Source organism: Acinetobacter sp. ANC 7912, from assembly GCF_039862785.1.
GTDB lineage: Bacteria > Pseudomonadota > Gammaproteobacteria > Pseudomonadales > Moraxellaceae > Acinetobacter > Acinetobacter thermotolerans.
Genome location: NZ_CP156795.1, coordinates 2,440,433 through 2,461,498, shown reverse-complemented (window position 1 = coordinate 2,461,498; position 21,066 = coordinate 2,440,433). Strand labels below are relative to the sequence as shown.

Here is a 21,066-nt window from a genome sequence, read left to right as displayed (position 1 = left end):
CTGCGAGTGTGGCAAATGACTAATTAGATAATTTATAAAATTTCAATTTCGCCTAATCGACATAATTTTGTAACAAAATGGACAATCCGTAACCTATAAAGCGTGGTTATACTAGCTTTACCATTTTCTAAAAACAACGGAGAACAAAGATGGTAACAGCTGGCTCAAAACCGGGAACAGGTTTCTATTTTTGTGTTCAATGTGGACATCGCGTTTACTTAGAAATTGGTACAGACCGCTTACCACCGTGTACCAAATGCCAAGGCACCAAATACAACGATAAGGTTGCCTGAGCTACAGCAAAGAATAAAACAGAACAAACTGTTTTAAAATAAAAGCCCTATTACCCAATAGGGCTTTTTGCTATTTTAGAAACAGATAAAAAGAAACCATCGCCACAAATCTACCTGGAGCGCAGTATGGAAACGATTCTCGGTTTATGTATTGGTATTGGGCTCAGTGCAGCTTGTGGTTTTCGTATCTTTGTTCCGTTACTGGTTATGAGCGTGGCCTGCATGATGGGCTGGTTTGAACCGATCCAGGGTTTCGGCTGGCTGGCATTACCATCGGTGTGTCTGACTTTGGCAATCGCAACCATCTGTGAAATTTCCGCCTACTACATTCCTTGGGTGGACAATGTCCTGGATACCATTGCCACACCGGCAGCAGTGATTGCCGGAACCGTATCCACTATGGCCGTCAGTAGTGGGGAAATGTCCCAGTTTGTCGGATGGGCAGCAGCGCTGATTGTCGGTGGTGGAACAGCAGGGGCGGTGCAATTTGGAACTGTCGCATTACGTGGCTTATCGACCGCGACAACAGGTGGTGCAGGAAATCCGGTGATTTCGACCGGTGAATGGATCAGTGCCGCTGTCCTCTCCATATTTTCATTCTTTATTCCGGTACTAGTGGTGATCGCCCTGATCATTGCTGTGGTGTGGTTTGTACGCTGGTTCAAGAAAAACAAGAATGACAAGACCACACCTAAAACTGTCTAGTCCAGCAGCATTTCAAACATAATCTGTGATAAGTCGCTAATTCACCTGAGAAAAACTTGAAAAATATTTTGCCAACCTGATTGATTTTTGCACATAAAAGACATAATTTTAGTATGGGATTTATAAATACATACAAAATGTATGGCTTTATTCCTACCTTAATAAAAACGAAGATGGGGGAATTTGCATGGACATGATCAAGTTTGTGATTGATGAAAATGCTGCAGCCAACGGGGCACATCTCATTCATAATTCAACGGTTGGTTGTGAAGATTTACCTGCTGCTGATGCCCAGATCCTGATTGGTTACTTTGCTAATTATGATCTGGCCTATAAGCGGGCGCGTATGAACTGGCCAAGAGAAAAGGTAAGTGGTTGTGAGAAATGCTGCAAAGCATAAATAACAATTCATATTGATTACGCCAATCTCAACTTTAAATAAGCTTTTCAAATTGAATCGGCGAATAACCACATTTTTTATTCATAACGACGCAGACCGTATGTGACAAAATCTTTCTGATAAAACGATGCGATAAGTGCCATAAATCTCTTGCCCTTACTTTTTGAATATTAAAGCGATCAGTTAATTGACCAATGACCGTTTCAATTTTCCTTCGTGCTCTCATAAGCAACCTCATTGATTCTTGAGATCTAGAGTCCGGCATATTCTTTCTTAAAGGAGTTTGTAGATCAACATACTGAAATTTATAGTATTCTTTCAAGCTGGGTCTTAAGTAACCTTTATCTGCACCTAGTAACCCATGAATATTTTCTGTGATTTCTGGTGCAACATCACGCTCATCTACATTTGCTGGAGCGAAAGTATAGCCAGTAATCATACCCTCCAAATTAATTACAAGATGCCCTTTAAAACCATAGTATTTCTCTTGTTGTGCAGCACAATAACTAAAACCTGCATGTTCTTTGAAATTCTTGTGTCTTTTTGCTCGACTATAACGACAAACAGGTATAGGAAATCCATCAATAAAATGAATATGATCCTGACCATAATGTGCAGTTAATTGGGCTGTGATTTTTTGATGAACTTGCCATAAGTTTGCACAATGCTTACAAAAGTTAGGATATGAACCTAAATGAGGGAACCAACTTAAGTAATTGTTTTTAAAAAACATCCATATGCTTTTATCCGTATCCATTTTGAGACACTCACCAACAATTTGCATTGTGATAATTTCAATATCGGTTAAAGCAGGTGGAAAACCACGTTTTCTTAATGGTTCAGAGACTATAGTTGGGTAAATTTCCTCTATGATTAAATAGACAATGATGATAAATTCTTCAGTGGACATAACTGTAATTTTATTTTCATAGACGGATTTAAAATGAGGTTATGTCCTTTTTATTTCAATGACTTAAAAAGTTGAGATTGGCGTATTGATTTAAATACGGATCATCATCCTCCCTAAGCCTTGCCTCTGTGCAGGGCTTTTTCATGCAAGCATGCTTTTGTACTTTTAAAACTGCACTGATTTGGCTTGGATTTTGCAAATCATTTAATTGTAGAGGGCAAGGCTCCATCTTTGGGTGAAGTCTTGGTTTAAAACAGTGCATTTTGCTGTGTAAATAGAGGGAATCGAATATGGAAATCACCGATCAAGTTCCTGAATCTGGAAAATTACCACTTTCAGCTCATCTTTGGAGCGCGTGGCCACTGGTATTTGTGCCTTTTTGTGGTGCAATCGGACTGGTGTATTTTGCCTTGGCCTATCTGATTAACCTGAAAGTGTTTACATCTGACTTGAGCAAAATGAATAAAGTGCTGGCGATTATCATGTCCGGCATGTCTGCGATGAGTGGCTGGTGGTTTACCGCGCAGTGGTTACAGCAACATGTATTAAAATAAAAACGCTTGAAATTCTGAAAATAAAATCCTAATAAAAGTCATTTTTACAGAATAAAACGTCATTAAAATGATCAAATGGAATTTATTTCTCGAGTCTTATATATTTGGTGAAATAAATTTTCAAAAAATAAAAAAATGAGTCAAACATAGGAAATTAATCCCATCCACTCGAGGCTACTATATATCTCAAGGGTGTGATGGGATCGGAAAGAGTAGCATGCTGTGAGCGGCGCAAAACGCGAGAGCAGTACGAACCCAAAAGGTCTTGATCCGGCTTAGGACGCTATGAACCAGAAGTTTGTAGGCTATAAGGTCAATTCTTACAAAGATTGATAGTTGAAGTAAACGATCGCGAGTTTTCCCTACACCCTAAAAGATTCTCCAAACCAGTATAAAAAATAATTAAAAAATTCTCCTCTTTAAACCTTCTCAAGCCATTTAAATTTCCTGCATTCAAGATATAAATCCAGCATTCAATGCTCCTATCAGGGATTTATGCTAGTTTAGAAAATAAGCAGCATGTTCAGGCAGGAGATCACTATGGATTTGGATTTCTGGCGGCAGTTTCTTCTTTATTCACTTCTGATCAATTACGGCATCTTAATGCTCTGGTTCTTGCTGATTGTGTTTGCCCGAAACTGGGTGAAACGCATTCATGGGCAGTGGTTCCAGCTCTCCGATACTACTTTTGACGCCATTCATTATGGTGGCATGGCAATGTATAAAATCGGCATTTTTCTGTTTTATCTGGTGCCCTTCATCACCTTATGTCTGATTTAAAAATACAAGCATTCCGGTTATCTAAATAGTATCCATAGAGCGGAAGCAGTAGTCATCTAGAGGTGAAAGCACTACAGTAAAATGATTAAAATAGTCTGATCAGAACAAGAATAAGGCAAAAGGAGTTTGAAGCATGGCCCAGTTTAAACCTGCGCTGATTTTAGGGGCGTTGATTGCTGTCGGTATGATTATTGCCGGATGGATCCTTGGCAATAGTGCGCTCAGAATCAAACAATATGAACGAGTTGTTTCAGTCAAAGGCCTGTCAGAGCGGGAAGTGAAAGCCGATGTCGCGGTCTGGCCGATTCGCTTTAGTGCCGGCAGTCAGGATCTGGCTGAGCTATATGCCAATATGGAACAGCAAACCCTGCAGATCCAGAATTTTCTGAAAACTGAAGGCTTTAAACCTGAAGAAATCACTACGGGGGCGCCGGTAACGACCGATAAATATGCCCAGCAATATGGTGGTGATGCCAATGTCGCACTGCGTTATGCGGCGCATCAGACCATTACCGTTTATACCCATAATATTGAACAGGTGCGTGCTGCGCAAACCCGTCTGGCGGAACTAGGGAAGAAGGGCATTGCTTTTAATGGCGAAGATTCTGGACAAAGAACTGAATATCTGTTTACTCAACTGAATGACATCAAGCCGGCCATGATCGAAGAAGCCACACAAAATGCCCGGAGTGTGGCAGAAAAATTTGCGGCTGATTCACAAAGCCGACTCGGCAAAATCAAGACCGCGAATCAGGGCCTGTTTAGCATCGAAGATCGTGACAGCAATACGCCGTATCTGAAAAAAGTCCGTGTGGTCTCTACCGTGGAGTATTATCTAGCGGATTAGGTGCATAACTTGGGATCAGTGGGAACCGTTAGCCTTCTGTCTGTTTTAGCTCATTTTATTTTTGAAATTAATGCTTGATTTTTGATCATTTTGAAATTAAATGATAATAATAAAATACTTTTGCTAGTATGAAAAATGATCAATAAGAAAGGGCGAGAATAAAAATGAAGCGCTATGAAGTAGAAATCAGCTATCCCCATAAAGACAAGGAAGAGGGTGTTCAGCTTGAGAATTTAGCTGCAGAAGCGGTGCTGGAAAAGTTTCATAGCCTGAACTGGAGTCAGTTACTGATTCTGCAATTACAAATGCAGGCGGGCAGTACCACCTTTACTGTGACAGATTCTGAAAGTGAACAATCCATTCAGATCAGCCTGAATGAGTTTGCAGCGTCGCATCAGCTGGAATTTAAACTCGACAGTGACATTGAGATCACAGGTGAAAAGAACCTGTTTGGCCTGTTTAGCTATAAGGCTAAGGATTATGTCTCTTTTCGTGAACTGAGTCTGAAACAGGTACAGTCCATTTTAAACAGCTTTGTCAGCGGAGAGATCGAGAGCATCAAACGGCAGTATCAGCATAGCTCAAGCCAGACTGATCCAGCATCGACTCAAGTTTGATTATTTTTATTCGGATTGCTATTGCCTATTGATTGACAGTCAGGGGCTGCCTTGATATTTTTCGCGTTTTCTCCTCCCGTAGCGCTGTTCCATGCCACTGAATGACGATTTTGTTTACGCCCCACCACAAGATCCCCTGAAAATTCTCTATGAAGATGCTGACCTGGTCGTGATTGATAAACCGGCCGGGTTGCTATCGGTACCGGGACGTTTACCTGAACATCATGACAGTGCTTATTTGCGGGTACGTGATCAGATTCCAGATGCCAAAATTACTCATCGTCTGGATATGGCGACCTCGGGTATCTTGATGTTTGCCAAGCATCGCGATGCCGAAGTTGCGGTCAGTAAAATGTTTCAGGCGCGACGGGTCAAGAAAAACTATATTGCTTTGGTACAAGGGCGACTTGAAGGCGAAGGCGAGGTGAATGCACCGCTGATCACCGATTGGGAAAACCGTCCGCGTCAGATGGTGCATCTGGAACTGGGCAAGCCTTCACAAACGCTGTATCAAACCCTACATTATGATGCTGAACAGGACATTAGCCGGGTGTTACTGACACCGATTACCGGTCGTTCGCATCAGTTACGCGTGCATATGCTGCATATTGGTCATCCAATTACCGGGGACAAGATTTACCATCCAGAGCCACAACGCAGTCCACTAAAACGGATGGCTTTACATGCCAGCTATCTGGCTTTTGAACAGCCGATTAGTGGTGAGTCTGTCGAAATCCGTGGAGAAGTGCCATTCTGATTTTATTTCCTCATAGAGGATGAACTGAGCGGATACGCTGATCGAGGGCGTTGGGTAAAATGTGAGAAAATGTTTCAAAATATTTAAAAATTAAAGGGGTATTTGGGATAGAAATCTGGTGAAATTTACCTAAATGTAATTTTAGTTATCTGAAGTGTTAAAATATGTAAATATATCGAATGGTTAAATTTATCTCACTGCACGTTCCCTATAGTACTCTCAGATTTCCTTCAAAGAATGTCGTTTGCCTATAAAGAAATAAATGAAAAATCAACAAAAACTTGAATTTTATAAATAGTTTACCTCCAAAACTGAGGATGGGATTCTTTTGTGAATCCGTGCACAATATGCTTGCTCGCCCATTTTAATGATTACATTTGCAGCAATTTTCTTTTTTTGGATTGAGGAACGAACAATGTTCAGCATCGTTTCATTCGTTCTGGTAGGGGTGTTAGCTGGAGTGTTGTCGATCACACTCAGTAAGCTGAAATCTTTGCGTGGAAACCTAAAATTCTTACAAGACAATCTCGACCACGCGCGTCTTAAAATTTCTGAGTATGAGAACCAGCTGGAAGAGACTGAGTTCGAGTTGTCCCAGTTACGGGTACAGGTCAGCGGCTTAAAAACTACCCTGGATAAATATAAGAAATACCAGGAAATCTGTGAGATCGAGCAGTATGTAGTTAACCGTCGATTGCAGGCGGAGACCTTTGTGGAAATGACCAAGGCAGATGCTTCCATTATGATTGATGACATTAAAGGCTATATCGAACGGGTCAAAGCCTATGTTAATGATTATCAGACTAAAAGCATTGCACAAGTTGAACAGCAGGCACAGGAGAAACTCGGGCGTTATTATCAGCAGGCTCAGGAAGAATATCGCTTGCAGGATGTGTTGCTGGCTTTACAGCATAAAATCAGTGGTTACTCACATGGTTTTGCCCTGACTTCGAAAGATGTACTGGATGAATTGATTGAAGGCTATCAGGAACAGGATGCAGCCCGTCATTTACAGCAGCTGCGTGAACGGATCAATCAGATGGCACAAGAGCGTAAAGTGGCCACCTGTAACTATGTGGATGATGATCGCCGTAATACTACCGTTGAAATGATCACGCTGGCTTTTAACAGTCGTGCAGACCTGTATCTGTTGTGTCTAACCCCGGATAATTTGGGGCAAATGCAGCAGGCTTTGCAGGATGATTTTCATTTAATTAATCATAAAGGCAAGGATTTGAGCCAAGCTGCAATTCAGCAGCCTTACCTGGACTTGCGCCTAGAGGAGCTGAAATTTGCGACATTGCTGCTGGAATTTAAACGTGTACCCATCGCTGAACTGGCATGAAGTGGGTGATTTTCTTCAGTTCAAGTGTTGAGGAAAATGATCCAGGTTTTTCAATGAAATAAGTTCCAGTGTATTACCTGGAAGATAAATTTATACAAAGAACTCTTTAAAAAAATAAGTTTTATGAAACAGTGGTTTAAATCATCATTTGTTCATTAAAAATTGTAAATTAATGGTCGTATCTTGTTTAAAAATCAGCTAATCTAATTTGTATAATAAAACAGCAGTAGAATAAGGACGCTCCTATGTCACGTGATTATCAGCAGTTCCCCGATGATGAAAATGGCAACGTACTCTGGCAGATGTTTCAGGATGGGGATGACCTCACCGAAGCGCATGAAATTGAATTTTCAATTGCCTTTAATGAAGAAGAACAGGCGGATCGCTGTGCCTTGCACCTGTTAAAAGAAGAACAAAAAATCAGCCTGTTTCAGGATGAAGAAAGTGACACGCTGGAGTGGGTGATTACCATTTATGTTTATATGGAACCGGCTTACGAAGATATTGTCGATCTGGAGCAATGGTTTACCAAAATCGCCAATGAATTTGGTGGCGTCTACGACGGTTGGGGTTGTATGGCCTATGTCTATGATGACGTGGATGATGAAGAGCTGTCTTTTAAAAGCTAATCCTGCTTAGCCTATTGAAAATTGATTTTCTAAAGCCCGGTTTGTCTAGGCTTTATTCTTTTTAGGATGTTCAAATAAAATCCATATAAATATTAAGGTATAAAATGTTATAATGAATTTTTAATTTTTCTATTTCTTATTTTTATTTTTTGAGGTTCCTATGGCGCTACCATCTTGTCCAAAATGCCAGTCTGAATATACCTATGAAGATGGGGACTTGCTGATCTGTCCTGAATGCGCACATGAGTGGAAAGAAGGTGAAGATACCACTGAAGAGCAGGTAATCATCAAGGATGCCAATGGCAATGTTCTAGCGGATGGTGATAGTGTGACGATGATTAAAGACCTGAAAATTAAAGGCTCTTCTTCTGTAGTGAAAGTTGGTACCAAAGTAAAAAGTGTGCGTTTGCTGCCAGATGCAACCGATGGGCATAACCTGGATTGTAAAGTGGATGGCATTGGTGCCATCAAGCTGAAATCTGAATATGTAAAAAAAGCATAACGATGATATTTCTGCAAAGTTATATTTGAAACAAAAGAATGGCGGCTTTAAAATAGGCCGCTATTCTTTTTTAACCACAAAAATATAGAATTCACGGCATAATAATCAAAACAACTCAGTGACTTTAGGCATGCCTCATCTTCATATCGAATATTCAGACAATCTCCAGAGCCTTGAAATCAAATCAATGTTACTGGCGATCCATCAGGCACTTTTTGATGCAAAATACATTACTGAGCCGAAAGATCTGAAAAGTCGTGCGATTTGTCAGAAGGATTATGTTATCGGTCTGGATGTGAATACAGCGCAGGCTTATGTGCATGCGAAAGTTTCATTATTGTCTGGCCGTAGTCCTGAATTGAAACAGGCCATTTCGCAATGTGTACTGCAAGTGCTGCAACAGCATGTGCAGCCGCAACTAGGCTTGGAGATTCAGCTGTGTGTGGAAATTCTGGATATGCCAAGAGAGTACTATAGTAAAGCTGTGGTCTAATGCTATTTTTAAATAGAACTTGTGGGTCAATCAATTTATAGGTATTGTTCGATATATCAAGCAATTGTCTTTAATAAGTATTAACCAAAGAGTTAAAAATATGATCAGGCGATGTGCTACTGGATTTCTTTAAGTATATGTAGCCTTATATAAAAATAGATAAAACGTAAAGATTCAGGCAATTCGAGTTTGTCTGAATCATATAAATTTATAAAAAGTTTTGGCGCTGTAATTTTGCATAAAGTTTCTTATGGGGAGCAAGTTACAGTGATGTTGTAAAGCAAGAAATAAAAGAGAATAGAATGAAAATCTTCGGGGATCCATCTTTAGGTAAAGAAATTGTTGATTTATTACATGAAGTAGATAGGACAATAGCGGAATTGGATGTTCAGCATTCGGTTAAGTTGTGCGGATCAGATGTTACTTTTTTTGATTTAAATACCCAAGTCCATGGTCTTGAAGCTTATGAACAGAAATGGAATCTCTACAAGCCTTATATGCTTCATGGGGTGACCATACAGCGGCGTGATGTGAATATCCATGTAGAATCTAATTTAGCTTTCATTCATTGCTATGTAAAACTCACACCAGCGAACGCTGAAAAAGTGAAGTGGCTTTCAACTGTAAAATGGTGCCGCTCTACTATATGTGTGAGAAAAGAGCAAGGGCAGTGGAAGATTGTACACCAGCATGTTTCTGTGCCGGGGGAATTTGAAACGGGAGCGATGCAGGTTCTAGATTTGGACGGGGAAAATAGAGAAGCTAATATCTAGCTTAAGGAATTAAATTATTGCTAAATATTTAATCGATATATTGAAAAAACTGAATTTCGATAAAAAGGCCTAAACCATTTAGGCCTTTTTTATATGGATCGGATTAACCAAAACGTTTTGGAATCTTTTGGCCATTTGGAATCGGTGTTTCGGCATTTTTTAATACGCCAAATAACCAGGTTTCAGCATGCTGAACCGCAGTTTTAAGCTGGTCACCTAAGGCTAGACGACCAGCGATAAAGCTGGCCAGTGAACAGCCGGAACCATGATATTCACCTTCAAGTCGGGCACAGCGAGTCTGGTTGATCAGTTCACCATTAATATAAAGACTGTTTTGAATGTAGTCTGGCGTATCTTCATGGCCACCTTTGACTAGAACCGCTTTAGCACCCATGGCAAACAGTTTTTGAGTGGCAAGTTCCAGATCCTGCTCACCAGTGAGTGCGCGCAATTCTACCGTATTCGGAGTAATAATAGTGGCATGTGGAATTAGCTGGGTGAAGGCTTTAACTAAGGTGGCTTGATCGCCAAGCGAACCGCCACTATTTGCGACTAAGACAGGATCCAAGACATAGAAATATTCCGGATGCTCATTCAGAAACTCGGCCAATGCTTCAATGTTCTCGGTCGTTCCAAGCATGCCAGACTTTACACCGCGAATCGGCAAATCACCCACGACTGCATGGGCCTGAGCAAGCAGCAAGTTTTTCGAAGTTGCCTCAAAGCCAAACACCTGTTGCGAGTTTTGGATGGTCAGGGCAGTGCAGGCGATCGCGGCATGGGCGCCACTTTGGCCAACCGCTTCAATATCCGCCTGAAGGCCTGCTCCGCCAGAAGGATCCAGACCTGAAAAGCACAATACAGTAGGGCGCAAAACGATGTCCTTAATCTCATGATTTGGGTTAGTATAGGCAAAATTTGATAAACACTCGATACCAATTTAGATCGACGTAGCGGAGGAATGTGGTGATTCGGAATATATTGATTGATCTGGATGGAACATTAACGGATCCAAAAGTTGGAATTACCACTTCTGTACGTTATGGCCTGGAAAAAATCGGGCATCCCATCAGCCCGGATACCAATATTGACTGGATCATTGGTCCGCCTTTAAAAGCTTCTCTGGCAAAAATCCTCAATGTAGATAATAACCATGTTCTGGCAGAGCAGGCATTGGAAGCTTACCGTGAACGTTTTGCAGTGAAAGGCTTATATGAAAACAAAGTTTTTCCAAATGTGGCAGAAACTTTGACCGAGCTGAACCAACGTGGTTATCAACTCTTTCTGGCAACAGCCAAACCGACCATCTATGCCCGACAGATTCTGGAACATTTTGGGCTGGATCAATACTTCAAAGGTATTTATGGCAGTGAGTTAAATGGTGAACGAACCAATAAAGGTGATTTGATTGAATATATCCTGCAACAGGAACAGTTAGATCCAGCGACCTGCATCATGGTCGGTGACCGTGAGCATGATATTTTCGGTGCTCGTCGGAATGGTATTGATACCATTGCCGTGACTTATGGATATGGTTCAGCAGAAGAGTTTGCTCAGGCGAAACCGAAGTTTCAGATTAACCAGTTCAATGAAATTACCCAATGCTTGGATTAAGTTTTGGTTAATCTTGAGCTTAAAAACATCCAATAAAATCCCACCTTGGTGGGATTTTTTTTATTTAGGGTCTGTTGACACTTACTGTTCATAATTAACCCTATAAAGGTAGCCATAAAAATATACAGGCTAAGGCAACAGAACTTTGATAATTTCTTTTGAGCTTGTCATATCGAGTAGCTATTCCTCTAAATTGCTTTAATCTACAAAACATATTTTCAACTAAATGCCTGATTTTATATAAATACCAGTCCATATGATCATTGTTCGATTGGCTATTCGTTTTCTTTGGTATATTCGCTTTAGTCCCTGTTTTCCTGATCTGTTCACGCAGTGGTTCTGAATCATAGCCTTTATCTGCACATACCACTTTTGTCTCTTTTAAATCTAATGTTGATATTAAATCAGGCGCAACTTTAACATCATGTGTGGTTCCATCGGTAATCATGAAATCAATAGGATTGCCATGTGCATCAACAATCAAATGTATTTTTGAGGAGTTTCCTCCTACACTTTTAGAAATAGATTGATTCGCTATGCCGGCAGAATGTTGATGAGCACGTACATGAGAGCCATCAATAAAAATCCACTCCATATCGGGGCATGAGGCTAGTAATTTGAATAGTAACTTACCGCTGCTTGACCAACGATTAAAACGTTTGAAAATAGAGTTGGAATGACCAAAACAAGAAGGAATATCTCGCCACGGACAGCCTGTTCTAATTCTATAGAGAATAGCTTCAATAAAATTGCGTAAATTTGAGTTGTGGTGAATGGATAAATTGCGCAGAATAACTTTCAACTTTTGCCAGTGTTGATCTGTCAGCATGGTACGAGGCATAGCGAATAGTAAAATTGGGTTTGGTGATTTGATTTTACTACTTCGCTATTTTTTTAAGCTAAAAGTGTCAACACACCCTAGTAAGAGCTTACTGTTTTTTTAAGTTTATTTTTTAGGAAACACAATAAAAATCATCTAAAACCAACTTTTTTGATCGAGAAAAATTAAATATAAGAAAATTAAACAAATTTTTTGCCATTTGGAAAAATTACAGAGGTATTTTTATCCAACTTGGTAATTTGTGTTTATTTTAAAATATTTATATTTATTAAATATTTAAATTAATATTTTGCTTCCTTGCTATTTCTGTAAATGGCTGGGTGAAAAATAGTTTTCTTCACATTATTAATACTTTTCAACTATAATTTGAAACAATAAGTTCAAAAAGGTGGATTATATTCACCTTAAGCGTGTGATTAAGGTAACACATTTCATGTCTATCTCTCCGATATCCAAGGGTGTATATGCATCCTTGGCTGCTTTGCTATTTGTACACACAACCCACGCTGCTGATGCATTTAGTGCAGAAAGTCCGTGGATGTTGGGTGACTGGAATGGTCAACGTATCCAGCTTCAAGAGCAGGGCTATGATTTTAGCTTTGGATATACAGGTGAAATGGCGACTTTACTTGACGCGAAACGCTCAAATAGCCATGGCACAGAATATACCGGTCAGTTAAACCTGGGTGCTCATCTGGATCTGGAAAAAATTGCTGGCTGGCAAGGCACTGAAGCACAAATTACGGTGACTCATCGTGATGGCCGTAATCTTTCGAATACTTCTGATGCGCTTACAGGACATTTAAGTTCAGTACAGGAAGTATGGGGTCGTGGTCAAACCTGGCGTCTAACAGATTTCTGGATCAAGAAACAATTCCTGGATCAAAAACTGGATGTCAAAGTCGGACGTTTTGGTGAAGGTGAAGACTTTAACAGTTTCGATTGTGATTTCCAGAATCTGGCATTGTGCGGTTCACAAGTGGGTAACTGGGTAGGGGATCAATGGTATAACTGGCCAGTTTCTCAATGGGCTGCGCGGGTTAAATATAACGTGACCCCGGAAGTTTATACTCAGGTAGGGGTTTATGAATACAATCCTGAAAATGCTGAGAATCGTGGCAAAGGCTTTAACTTGAGCACAGACGGATCTAAAGGCGCGATCATTCCTGCAGAAGTGGTCTGGACACCAAAACTGGGTGAACAAAAACTGCCAGGTGAATATCGTGCCGGTTATTACTACAGTACCGCTGATGCCAGAATATTTGATGGCGTGACTCCACAAGATGAACAAATCCAAACTGGTCATCATCACGGGGGGTGGATTGTAGCTAAGCAACAGCTGACTTCACATCAAGGGGATACATCACGTGGTTTAAGCGGTTTCGTGAACGTCACTGTTCATGACTCTAAAACCAACCAAGTTAGTGATATGCAAAATATCGGTCTTGTCTACAAAGGTGCGATGGATGCCCGTCCACAGGATGAAATCGCTTTGGGTGTTGCCCGTATCAATATGAACAATGATGTATTGGGTAACCGTAGTGAAGAAGTCGATGCGGAAATCTATTACGGCATTCATGCAACTAACTGGCTGACCATCCGTCCAAACCTGCAATATGTTCGTCATGTGGGTGCATATAAAGATGGTGAAAATGTCTGGGTGGGTGGAATCAAGTTTAATACGTCGTTCTAATCGGAGTTTTTAGTTGCAAATACACAATTGATTCTTCCATTACTTTGGGGCATTGATGAACTGATACTCCAAGTATTCATGTATTTATAACTAAGAACTTAACAATATGGTGTCTATGCCGCTTAAGTGCTTAGACGTTCAAGAAATCAAAAAAAAGGTGTTCAATATGAATACTTCGTCTTCAGGTTCAGTACTGAAAACGATTCTGGCAGCTATTGCTGCCATTTTCGGTTTGGTTCTGCTATTTGGAGGAATATATCTGGCAACACTTGGTGGGTCTTGGTACTACATCATTGCCGGTCTGTTCTTCCTGGCGACAGCCGTGTTATTACAAAAACGTAAAAGCACAGCCCTTATTGTTTATGCAGTATTGGTCCTTGGTACAGTGGTATGGGGGCTTTGGGAAGTGGGTTCAGACTTCTTTGCACTGGCACCACGTCTAGATATTTTAGGCCTGTTTGGTCTGGCTCTGCTGATTCCTGCAGTGACTCGCGGTTTTGGTGACAGCAAAGCTGCAAAAATGGCGCTGACAGGCTCTCTGGCAATTACGATTGCTGTCATGATTTATTCTGTATTTAATGACCCGCAAGAAATCCGTGGCGAATTAAAATCACAACAACCTGCAGTCCATCAAGCCATTCCGGGTATTGCCGATGAAGACTGGCCTGCTTATGGTCGTACTCAGTCAGGTTTACGTTATTCTCCATTAAAACAGATCAATTCTGAAAACGTAAAAGATCTTGAACTGGCTTGGGAATTCCGTACTGGCGATACTAAAACAGATAAAGACTCTGGTGAAACGACCAATCAGGTGACTCCAATTAAAGTGGGGAACAACCTGTTCATGTGTTCAACTCACCAATATCTGATTGCACTCGATCCTGCAACTGGTAAGGAAAAATGGCGTTTCGACCCTAAACTGAAAGCGGACAATACCTTCCAGCATTTAACTTGTCGTGGCGTATCTTATTATGATGCGAACAATACTGCAGGTTTTGAAAGCAGTCTGGCTGCACGTTCAACCACTTCTGCTGAATGTCCTCAAAAAGTGATCTTACCAGTCAATGATGGACGCCTGGTTGCAGTGAATGCGACTACGGGTAAAGTATGTTCTGACTTTGGTAACAATGGTGAAGTTGATCTGCAAAAAGATATGCCATTCCCATATCCAGGCGGTTATAACCCGACTTCACCTCCAGTAATTACAGGTACAACCATCATTATCGCGGGTTCAACCACTGATAATTACTCAACTGAAGAACCTTCAGGTGTGATCCGTGGTTATGACGTAAATACCGGTGAATTATTATGGGTATTTGATACTGGCGCAGAAGATCCAAACGCGATTCCAGCTCCAGGACAAAAATTTGTAAACAATTCGCCAAACGCATGGGCACCATTGGCTTATGATGCACAGTTGGATATTGTCTATGTACCAACAGGTGTAGGTACACCGGATATCTACGGTGGTCACCGTACTGAGCTAGATGAGCGTTATGCGAACTCAATGCTGGCACTGAATGCGTCAACTGGTAAATTGATCTGGAACTTCCAGACGACCCATCATGACCTTTGGGATATGGATGTACCAGCTCAACCGACATTAACTGATATCAAAGACAAAAACGGGAACATGGTTCCAGCGATCTATGTGCTGACCAAAACCGGTAATGCCTTTGTGTTAGACCGTCGTACAGGTGAAGCGATCGTTCCGATTACTGAAAAACCAGTACCTCAGTCAGTAAAACGTGGTCCGCAAACTAAGGGCGAGTGGTATTCAAAAACTCAACCATTCTCTGACTTTAACCTGGCACCTAAAGATAAATTGACTGATAAAGACATGTGGGGTGCCACTATGTTTGACCAGTTGATGTGTCGTGTATCGTTCAAGAAATTAAACTATGACGGTATTTATACACCTCCATCTGAAAATGGTACGTTGGTGTTCCCAGGTAACCTCGGTGTATTCGAATGGGGCGGTATGTCAGTCAACCCAGATCGTCAAATTGCATTGACCAATCCAATTGGTTTGCCATTCGTGACTCGTCTGATTCCTGCTGATCCTAACCGTGAGCAAACTGCCAAAGGTGCAGGTACAGAAGCAGGCGTACAACCCATGTATGGCGTGCCTTATGGTGTTGAAATCAGTGCCTTCCTGTCTCCATTCGGCTTGCCATGTAAGCAACCTGCATGGGGTTATGTCGCTGGTGTTGACCTGACCAATCATGAAATCGCTTGGAAACGCCGTATCGGTACGATTCGTGACAGTATGCCGGGCATTCCATTGCCTCCATTTAAAATGGGTGTACCGATGTTAGGTGGACCAATCTCAACAGCGGGTAATGTAATGTTTGTCGGTGCAACTCAAGACAACTACATCCGTGCGATCAATGTAACTAATGGTGATGAGCTGTGGAAAGGTCGTCTGCCTGCAGGTGGTCAAGCAACACCAATGACGTATGAAGCTAACGGTAAACAGTATGTGGTGATTATGGCAGGTGGTCATGGTTCCTTTGGTACCAAAATGGGTGATTCTCTGGTTGCCTATGCATTACCTGACAATAAATAATGAAGTTTTATACTTAGGTAAAAAAGCCTGATTCGTCAGGCTTTTTTATGCAAAATACCAGCTGTAATCATGATGAAACTTAATCTGCGCAACTGATCTTAAGCAGATAGTGAGCATTCAAACTACAGCACCAAATACTTTATAACTATTTTGCTCCCCGGCATTGCTATGCCGACATCAGGAATATGATCTATGTACCTTCATGCAACGCGGTTACCAATAAAATCGACCTTGTCCTGTCTGATTGCCTGCATCACACAGGGCATTTATGCTGATGAGCCGGGCACGGAGGAGGTACAGCGCCTTGCCCCGATCGTGGTGGAAGTCACCCGTACTGACCGTGCAGCGTTAGAAACACCAGCATCTGCCTATTACCTGAATCCGCCAGAACAGCGCAGCATGAATGTGAACCTGTCGGAAACCTTAAAAGGTGTGCCAGGTTTGCAGCTGAATAACCGGGAAAACTATGCCCAGGATCTGCAAATTTCCATGCGCGGTTTTGGCGCTCGATCAACTTTTGGTGTGCGTGGAGTACGTTTGTATGTGGATGGTATTCCAGCAACTATGCCGGATGGACAAGGACAAACCTCCAATATTGATCTGAATAGTCTGGATCATATTGAAGTATTGAGCGGGCCGTTTTCTTCGCTGTATGGCAACTCATCAGGCGGAACCATTCTGACTCAAAGCCGAGAAGGGCAAGGACCGGATTCAGTCACTTTGGGATATTCAGGTGGCAGTCAAAATAAAGGTCAAACCAATCTGGTATTACAAGGTGGTTCAGAGAATGCTTCTGAGCCTAGTTATGTCATCAGTTCATCTTATTTTGATACCAATGGCTACCGTGACCATAGCGGCGCACATAAAGTCCTGAATAATGCCAAGCTGACTTGGAACCTGGATGATGGTTCCAAAATTAACTGGGTGAATAACTATGTGAAAATTGACGCGGATGATCCGGGTGGTTTGACTCGTCCACAATGGGAAGCCAATCCGAAACAAGTGGTTGGTAATGTCACCAAATACAATGCCCGTAAAGAAATTGAGCAGGTACAAACTGGCTTAACATGGAATAAGCTGATCAATGATCAGCATGAACTGTACGCTATGGCATATGCTGGACAGCGTTCTGTAATCCAGTATCAATCAACGCCTAAATGTGCTTACGTTGATGACACAGATGTTTGTATACCTAATACAATTCAGCTGGGTAAAAAGCATGCGGGTGGTGTGATTGATTTTGATCGTAATTTTTACGGTACTGACGTTCGTTGGACAGGCAAAAAAGTACTACCAAACTTAAAATTAATTGCCGGTGTTGCGATCGATGCCATGACCGAAGAACGTAAAGGTTTTCAAAATTTTATCGGTGACACGCAATATGGGGTTAAGGGCGAACTGCGCCGTGATGAAGACAATACCTTATGGAATGCGGATCCATATCTGCAGGCCTCTTATAACTTTGCTCCAGATTGGACATTAGATGCTGGTTTGCGTTACAGCAATGTACATTTTAAAACTGAGGATCATTATATCGTCGGGGAAAATGGCGATAACTCTGGTAAAACCACTTATGAAAAGCTTTTGCCTTCAGTTGCGCTAAGCTGGAAAATTATTCCGGATGCAATGATCTATGCTAGCTATGCACAAGGTTTTGAAACACCAACTTTTACGGAAATGGCTTATCCGGCAGATGGCAGTAATGACACATTGGGCTTAAAGGCAGCAGAAAGTGAAACCTATGAAATTGGTCTGAAGTCAGCCAATCGTTTCGGTGATTTTACGGCTGCAGTTTTCCATACCACTACTCAGGATGACATTGTTTCTGCTGGTAGTGATGGTGGGCGTTCGACTTTCCGTAATGCAGATAAAACGTTAAGAAAAGGGTTGGAACTGTCTTGGAGTAAAGACCTCTGGCGTGATCTAAGTGCTCAAGCCAGCTATAGTTATATTGATGCCACTTTTGATGCGGATATTCCGGCAATTGGTAATGTAGAAGCAGTTGCAGCAGGAAACTATATTCCGGGTATTGCCAAGAATCAGGCTTTTCTTAGCCTAGGCTGGAAACCTGAAAATGGTTTAAGTGCTGGTGTAGATGTGCGTTATTCAGACCGGATTTATGTCAACGACATTAACTCGCAATATGCGCCAAGCTATACCGTTGCTGGCGCAAACGTGGGTTATAACTGGTCTGTAAAAGATTGGTCTATGAAGACCTTTGCCCGTGTCGATAATCTGTTTGATAAAGACTATTCAGGTTCAGTGATCGTCAATGAAAGCAATGGTCGTTTTTATGAGCCATCAGAAGGGCGAAACTGGAGTGCAGGGTTAAGCCTAACTAAAGCCTTTTAAGCTGCTTTCAAAAATCAAGCGTGGTTAAACCACGCTTTTTTTATGTCTTCCACAGTATATTGGCATTATTCTTTCTTGTAACAATACGTTATTGATTGTTGAAAAGTATTTCAAAGTTAAATAGTATAAAAATGAACATTGTTCATTTTTATACTTATGTATGTCGAAAAACAAACATAATCATCTAAATTCTTGAGGTATTATTGGTATGAAATTAGTAAAACTATCTTTTGCAGGTTTGGCACTTGTAGCATCACTGAATGTATTCGCAAATGAAGCACCAGCAAGCGAAGCTGTGACTACTGCTCCAGCGACTGAAGCTGCAGCAAGCGAACCAGCGACTTCAGAAGCTCCAGCTGCTGATGCTGATAGCAAAAAATAAGAATCTAATTCATAATAAAGTAGCCTCTTTATGAGGCTATTTTTTATGATGAATTAAAATTCTAGATTCTTATGGATACCACTAGACGTACTCGAAGCCTAAGCTATGAGAAAACAGATCAGACCAAACAGGCGATTTTGGATGCTGCTTTAGCTTTGTTTATTAAAAAAGGTTTTTCGAAGACGACTATTCGGGATATCTCCAGTGCTGCTGAGCTAAGTATTGGTTCGGTTTATCGTTATTTCTCGAACAAAGAAGATATTTTTGAAGCTATCGCTCGCATGATGATTAGTGAAAACCATATGGTTTTTCATTCGGATATGCTGCCGCCTGAACTCACCGCGTATGAATTTTTATTGAACTATTTTGACAAAGTCATCGATTCTTTTTCATCTTCAGGTCGGGAAGGGATTGCACAACTGATTTTAAAAGAAAGTCAGCATCATCCTGAATTAAAGAAAATTTATTTTAATGTGATGTTTTCACCATATATCAGTGAACTGGAGAAAGTAGTGTTGATCGCCAGTGAACGTAAAGAAATTCAGCTGAGAACCACTGCTTTTGAGTTTTGTTTATTAATCTTGTCGCCTATCTGGATGGGGATGATTTATAACAGCAGCTTAAGTAAAGGTGATTTTGTTTCGGTAAAAAATTTGTTTAATACCAATTTGTATGCGTTGTTTCATAGCAAATAGGCTAAAAAATTTATTCTTGCTATAGCCTATGCCAAGCCTCTAAAAACTTGGCATAGAAGTGTCCAACTAATAGTTAATCAATGACTGTACGTATATTGTTTAAACTAGATTCATCCAGGAAATAATCATTGAACGCACCTTTTTTCAAAGTAATCTGGTAATCCTTTCCTGCTTCAAGTTTTGGGTTATAGCCTTTAATACGGTCAGATAAATACAATTTAGGAATCCCAAGTTGAGTAGCCATATCCGGTTTGAAAGCCCAGACTTGTACCGCTTGATCATAACTTTCTAATCGCATAATTGTTTCTAAGGTTTGGTAATGTGTTTCGCTAAAACTTCGATTCAATTGTAGACTGGTAAAATATAAGGCAGAACCGAGTAGGAGACTGCACATTCCGGCAACCAATGCAGGGAGAGCTTTTCCTTCATTGTGTATATATGGATAGCTCAGTATCAAGGCAATCAGGATGCAAGGAATTAATCCAATATAGGATTCGAGTCCAAAATGTATGGCTCCATGTACATAGATTGTCACTAACACCATGGCAACGAATAGCAGAATGCTTCCGGTAATAATATAGAGACAACGCTTTCCTATATCTTGGCTGATGGCTTCATTTTGAATGATTTCAGGTAAAAACAGGTCTTCCTGCTGGCAGGCGAAACCCCAATCCTGTTTTAAGTGGCGGATAATGTCTTCACTTTGTTCGTTAGAAAATAAATTAAGATCCAATGTTTTTAAGGGAATACGCATCAAATTGCCAGTTTTTTTGCAGGTGCTGAAAATACAAACTTTGATGTGTTTTCAGTTTTTTCTTTTTGGTGAGCTGGAATAATGGTTTTGTTAAAATAGGATGCTTAGCCTGTAACTGTTTTTGCAGCTGCGTACGACGATCCGGTACGATTTTAATATCTTCCACATGCTCGCGTGCGATTTCCTGTTTAAACAGCGGAAAGGAATGCGTGATTCGATGAGTGGTGACGGTCACACGGCTGAAAGCCAGCCATAGTCCTGTAAGAAATAAAATAGCAATTTGAAATATAACATCGAAGGAAATATCTTCGAGTAACTTCCCCCAATGCATAACAAGCAGGAGTAGGCTGCCTGCGATAGAGATTATGACTATAGACTTATAAGATTTTGGAAATACATTGATCAGCTCTCGTTCAGGAGCCTGAGTATGATGCCCCAATTTATTAATATTCATATATTTTATTTGTTCTAATATTTTGTATTTTATAAATTTATCATATTTTTATTAGATTGAATATTCTCTTGAATCTAACGTAACTTATGCCTTACTGTCAGTTTAAC

Annotated in this window: 24 protein-coding genes; 19 read left to right on the top strand and 5 right to left on the bottom strand. The window is 40.8% G+C overall.

The window, feature by feature from the left end; translation table 11 throughout:
- Positions 1-149 precede the first annotated feature (149 nt).
- The 3 genes from ABEF84_RS12185 (at position 150) to ABEF84_RS12175 (ending at position 1,398) form a co-directional block, all read left to right on the top strand.
- On the top strand, positions 150-293 hold the full coding sequence (locus ABEF84_RS12185) for a zinc ribbon-containing protein (protein ID WP_081403460.1): 144 nt from the start codon (positions 150-152) through the stop codon (positions 291-293).
- Between the two features lie 126 nt (positions 294-419).
- A complete protein-coding gene (locus tag ABEF84_RS12180) occupies positions 420-998 on the top strand; it encodes a DUF4126 domain-containing protein (protein ID WP_347453070.1) in 579 nt (192 codons plus the stop codon).
- Positions 999-1,191: 193 nt separating this feature from the next.
- Entirely contained in the window at positions 1,192-1,398 is a 207-nt protein-coding gene (locus tag ABEF84_RS12175; RefSeq protein ID WP_034584484.1) for a hypothetical protein, read from the top strand.
- Between the two features lie 34 nt (positions 1,399-1,432).
- Here ABEF84_RS12175 and ABEF84_RS12170 read toward each other — a convergent pair whose 3' ends face one another.
- Positions 1,433-2,308, bottom strand: a complete 876-nt coding sequence (locus ABEF84_RS12170; protein WP_000102417.1) for an IS982-like element ISAba825 family transposase — start codon at positions 2,306-2,308, stop codon at positions 1,433-1,435.
- 290 nt (positions 2,309-2,598) lie between these two features.
- Here ABEF84_RS12170 and ABEF84_RS12165 point away from each other — a divergent pair, with 290 nt between their 5' ends.
- From ABEF84_RS12165 to ABEF84_RS12120, 10 genes are all read left to right on the top strand, one after another.
- Positions 2,599-2,862 carry a hypothetical protein gene (locus ABEF84_RS12165; RefSeq protein WP_034584466.1) on the top strand — a complete coding sequence of 88 codons (264 nt, stop codon included), beginning with the start codon at positions 2,599-2,601 and terminating at the stop codon, positions 2,860-2,862.
- Positions 2,863-3,402: 540 nt separating this feature from the next.
- The gene (locus tag ABEF84_RS12160) at positions 3,403-3,642 is read left to right on the top strand and encodes a DUF6868 family protein (RefSeq protein WP_347453069.1); all 240 of its coding nucleotides are present in this window, start codon (positions 3,403-3,405) and stop codon (positions 3,640-3,642) included.
- Positions 3,643-3,775: 133 nt separating this feature from the next.
- Positions 3,776-4,489, top strand: a complete 714-nt coding sequence (locus ABEF84_RS12155) for an SIMPL domain-containing protein (protein ID WP_347453068.1) — start codon at positions 3,776-3,778, stop codon at positions 4,487-4,489.
- A gap of 164 nt (positions 4,490-4,653) precedes the next feature.
- On the top strand, positions 4,654-5,106 hold the full coding sequence (locus tag ABEF84_RS12150; protein ID WP_347453067.1) for a hypothetical protein: 453 nt from the start codon (positions 4,654-4,656) through the stop codon (positions 5,104-5,106).
- A gap of 91 nt (positions 5,107-5,197) precedes the next feature.
- Positions 5,198-5,863, top strand: a complete 666-nt coding sequence (locus ABEF84_RS12145; protein ID WP_034584472.1) for an RluA family pseudouridine synthase — start codon at positions 5,198-5,200, stop codon at positions 5,861-5,863.
- 415 nt (positions 5,864-6,278) lie between these two features.
- Positions 6,279-7,208, top strand: a complete 930-nt coding sequence (locus tag ABEF84_RS12140; protein WP_347455962.1) for a DUF4041 domain-containing protein — start codon at positions 6,279-6,281, stop codon at positions 7,206-7,208.
- Between the two features lie 245 nt (positions 7,209-7,453).
- A complete protein-coding gene (locus ABEF84_RS12135; protein ID WP_034584475.1) occupies positions 7,454-7,837 on the top strand; it encodes a ribonuclease E inhibitor RraB in 384 nt (127 codons plus the stop codon).
- Between the two features lie 160 nt (positions 7,838-7,997).
- Entirely contained in the window at positions 7,998-8,339 is a 342-nt protein-coding gene (locus tag ABEF84_RS12130; protein ID WP_347455961.1) for a zinc ribbon domain-containing protein YjdM, read from the top strand.
- A 130-nt stretch (positions 8,340-8,469) separates the two neighbouring features.
- Positions 8,470-8,832, top strand: coding sequence for a 5-carboxymethyl-2-hydroxymuconate Delta-isomerase (locus ABEF84_RS12125; protein WP_347455960.1), 363 nt, complete (start codon positions 8,470-8,472; stop codon positions 8,830-8,832).
- Positions 8,833-9,134: 302 nt separating this feature from the next.
- On the top strand, positions 9,135-9,605 hold the full coding sequence (locus ABEF84_RS12120; protein ID WP_347455959.1) for a nuclear transport factor 2 family protein: 471 nt from the start codon (positions 9,135-9,137) through the stop codon (positions 9,603-9,605).
- Positions 9,606-9,708: 103 nt separating this feature from the next.
- Here ABEF84_RS12120 and ABEF84_RS12115 read toward each other — a convergent pair whose 3' ends face one another.
- Entirely contained in the window at positions 9,709-10,479 is a 771-nt protein-coding gene (locus ABEF84_RS12115) for a hydroxymethylpyrimidine/phosphomethylpyrimidine kinase (RefSeq protein ID WP_347455958.1), read from the bottom strand.
- Between the two features lie 92 nt (positions 10,480-10,571).
- Between ABEF84_RS12115 and ABEF84_RS12110 the strand changes: the two genes are divergently transcribed.
- Positions 10,572-11,219, top strand: coding sequence for an HAD family hydrolase (locus tag ABEF84_RS12110; RefSeq protein ID WP_034584486.1), 648 nt, complete (start codon positions 10,572-10,574; stop codon positions 11,217-11,219).
- 100 nt (positions 11,220-11,319) lie between these two features.
- Here ABEF84_RS12110 and ABEF84_RS12105 read toward each other — a convergent pair whose 3' ends face one another.
- The gene (locus tag ABEF84_RS12105) at positions 11,320-12,060 is read right to left on the bottom strand and encodes an IS5-like element ISAba31 family transposase (protein WP_347455957.1); all 741 of its coding nucleotides are present in this window, start codon (positions 12,058-12,060) and stop codon (positions 11,320-11,322) included.
- Positions 12,061-12,493: 433 nt separating this feature from the next.
- Here ABEF84_RS12105 and ABEF84_RS12100 point away from each other — a divergent pair, with 433 nt between their 5' ends.
- The 5 genes from ABEF84_RS12100 (at position 12,494) to ABEF84_RS12080 (ending at position 19,751) form a co-directional block, all read left to right on the top strand.
- A complete protein-coding gene (locus tag ABEF84_RS12100) occupies positions 12,494-13,753 on the top strand; it encodes a carbohydrate porin (RefSeq protein WP_347473686.1) in 1,260 nt (419 codons plus the stop codon).
- A gap of 166 nt (positions 13,754-13,919) precedes the next feature.
- On the top strand, positions 13,920-16,322 hold the full coding sequence (locus ABEF84_RS12095) for a glucose/quinate/shikimate family membrane-bound PQQ-dependent dehydrogenase (protein ID WP_347455955.1): 2,403 nt from the start codon (positions 13,920-13,922) through the stop codon (positions 16,320-16,322).
- 192 nt (positions 16,323-16,514) lie between these two features.
- On the top strand, positions 16,515-18,674 hold the full coding sequence (locus ABEF84_RS12090) for a TonB-dependent receptor (protein ID WP_347455954.1): 2,160 nt from the start codon (positions 16,515-16,517) through the stop codon (positions 18,672-18,674).
- Positions 18,675-18,882: 208 nt separating this feature from the next.
- Positions 18,883-19,056 (top strand): hypothetical protein, encoded by a 174-nt coding sequence (locus ABEF84_RS12085; RefSeq protein WP_347453056.1) that lies wholly within the window; start codon positions 18,883-18,885, stop codon positions 19,054-19,056.
- 137 nt (positions 19,057-19,193) lie between these two features.
- Positions 19,194-19,751 carry a TetR/AcrR family transcriptional regulator gene (locus ABEF84_RS12080; protein ID WP_347455953.1) on the top strand — a complete coding sequence of 186 codons (558 nt, stop codon included), beginning with the start codon at positions 19,194-19,196 and terminating at the stop codon, positions 19,749-19,751.
- Between the two features lie 73 nt (positions 19,752-19,824).
- On the opposite strand, the gene ABEF84_RS12075 is transcribed toward ABEF84_RS12080, so the two are convergent.
- Entirely contained in the window at positions 19,825-20,505 is a 681-nt protein-coding gene (locus tag ABEF84_RS12075; protein WP_347453054.1) for a hypothetical protein, read from the bottom strand.
- Positions 20,474-20,959, bottom strand: coding sequence for a hypothetical protein (locus ABEF84_RS12070; protein ID WP_347453053.1), 486 nt, complete (start codon positions 20,957-20,959; stop codon positions 20,474-20,476). Before ABEF84_RS12070 ends, ABEF84_RS12075 begins: the two co-directional genes overlap by 32 nt.
- Positions 20,960-21,066: the final 107 nt, after the last annotated feature.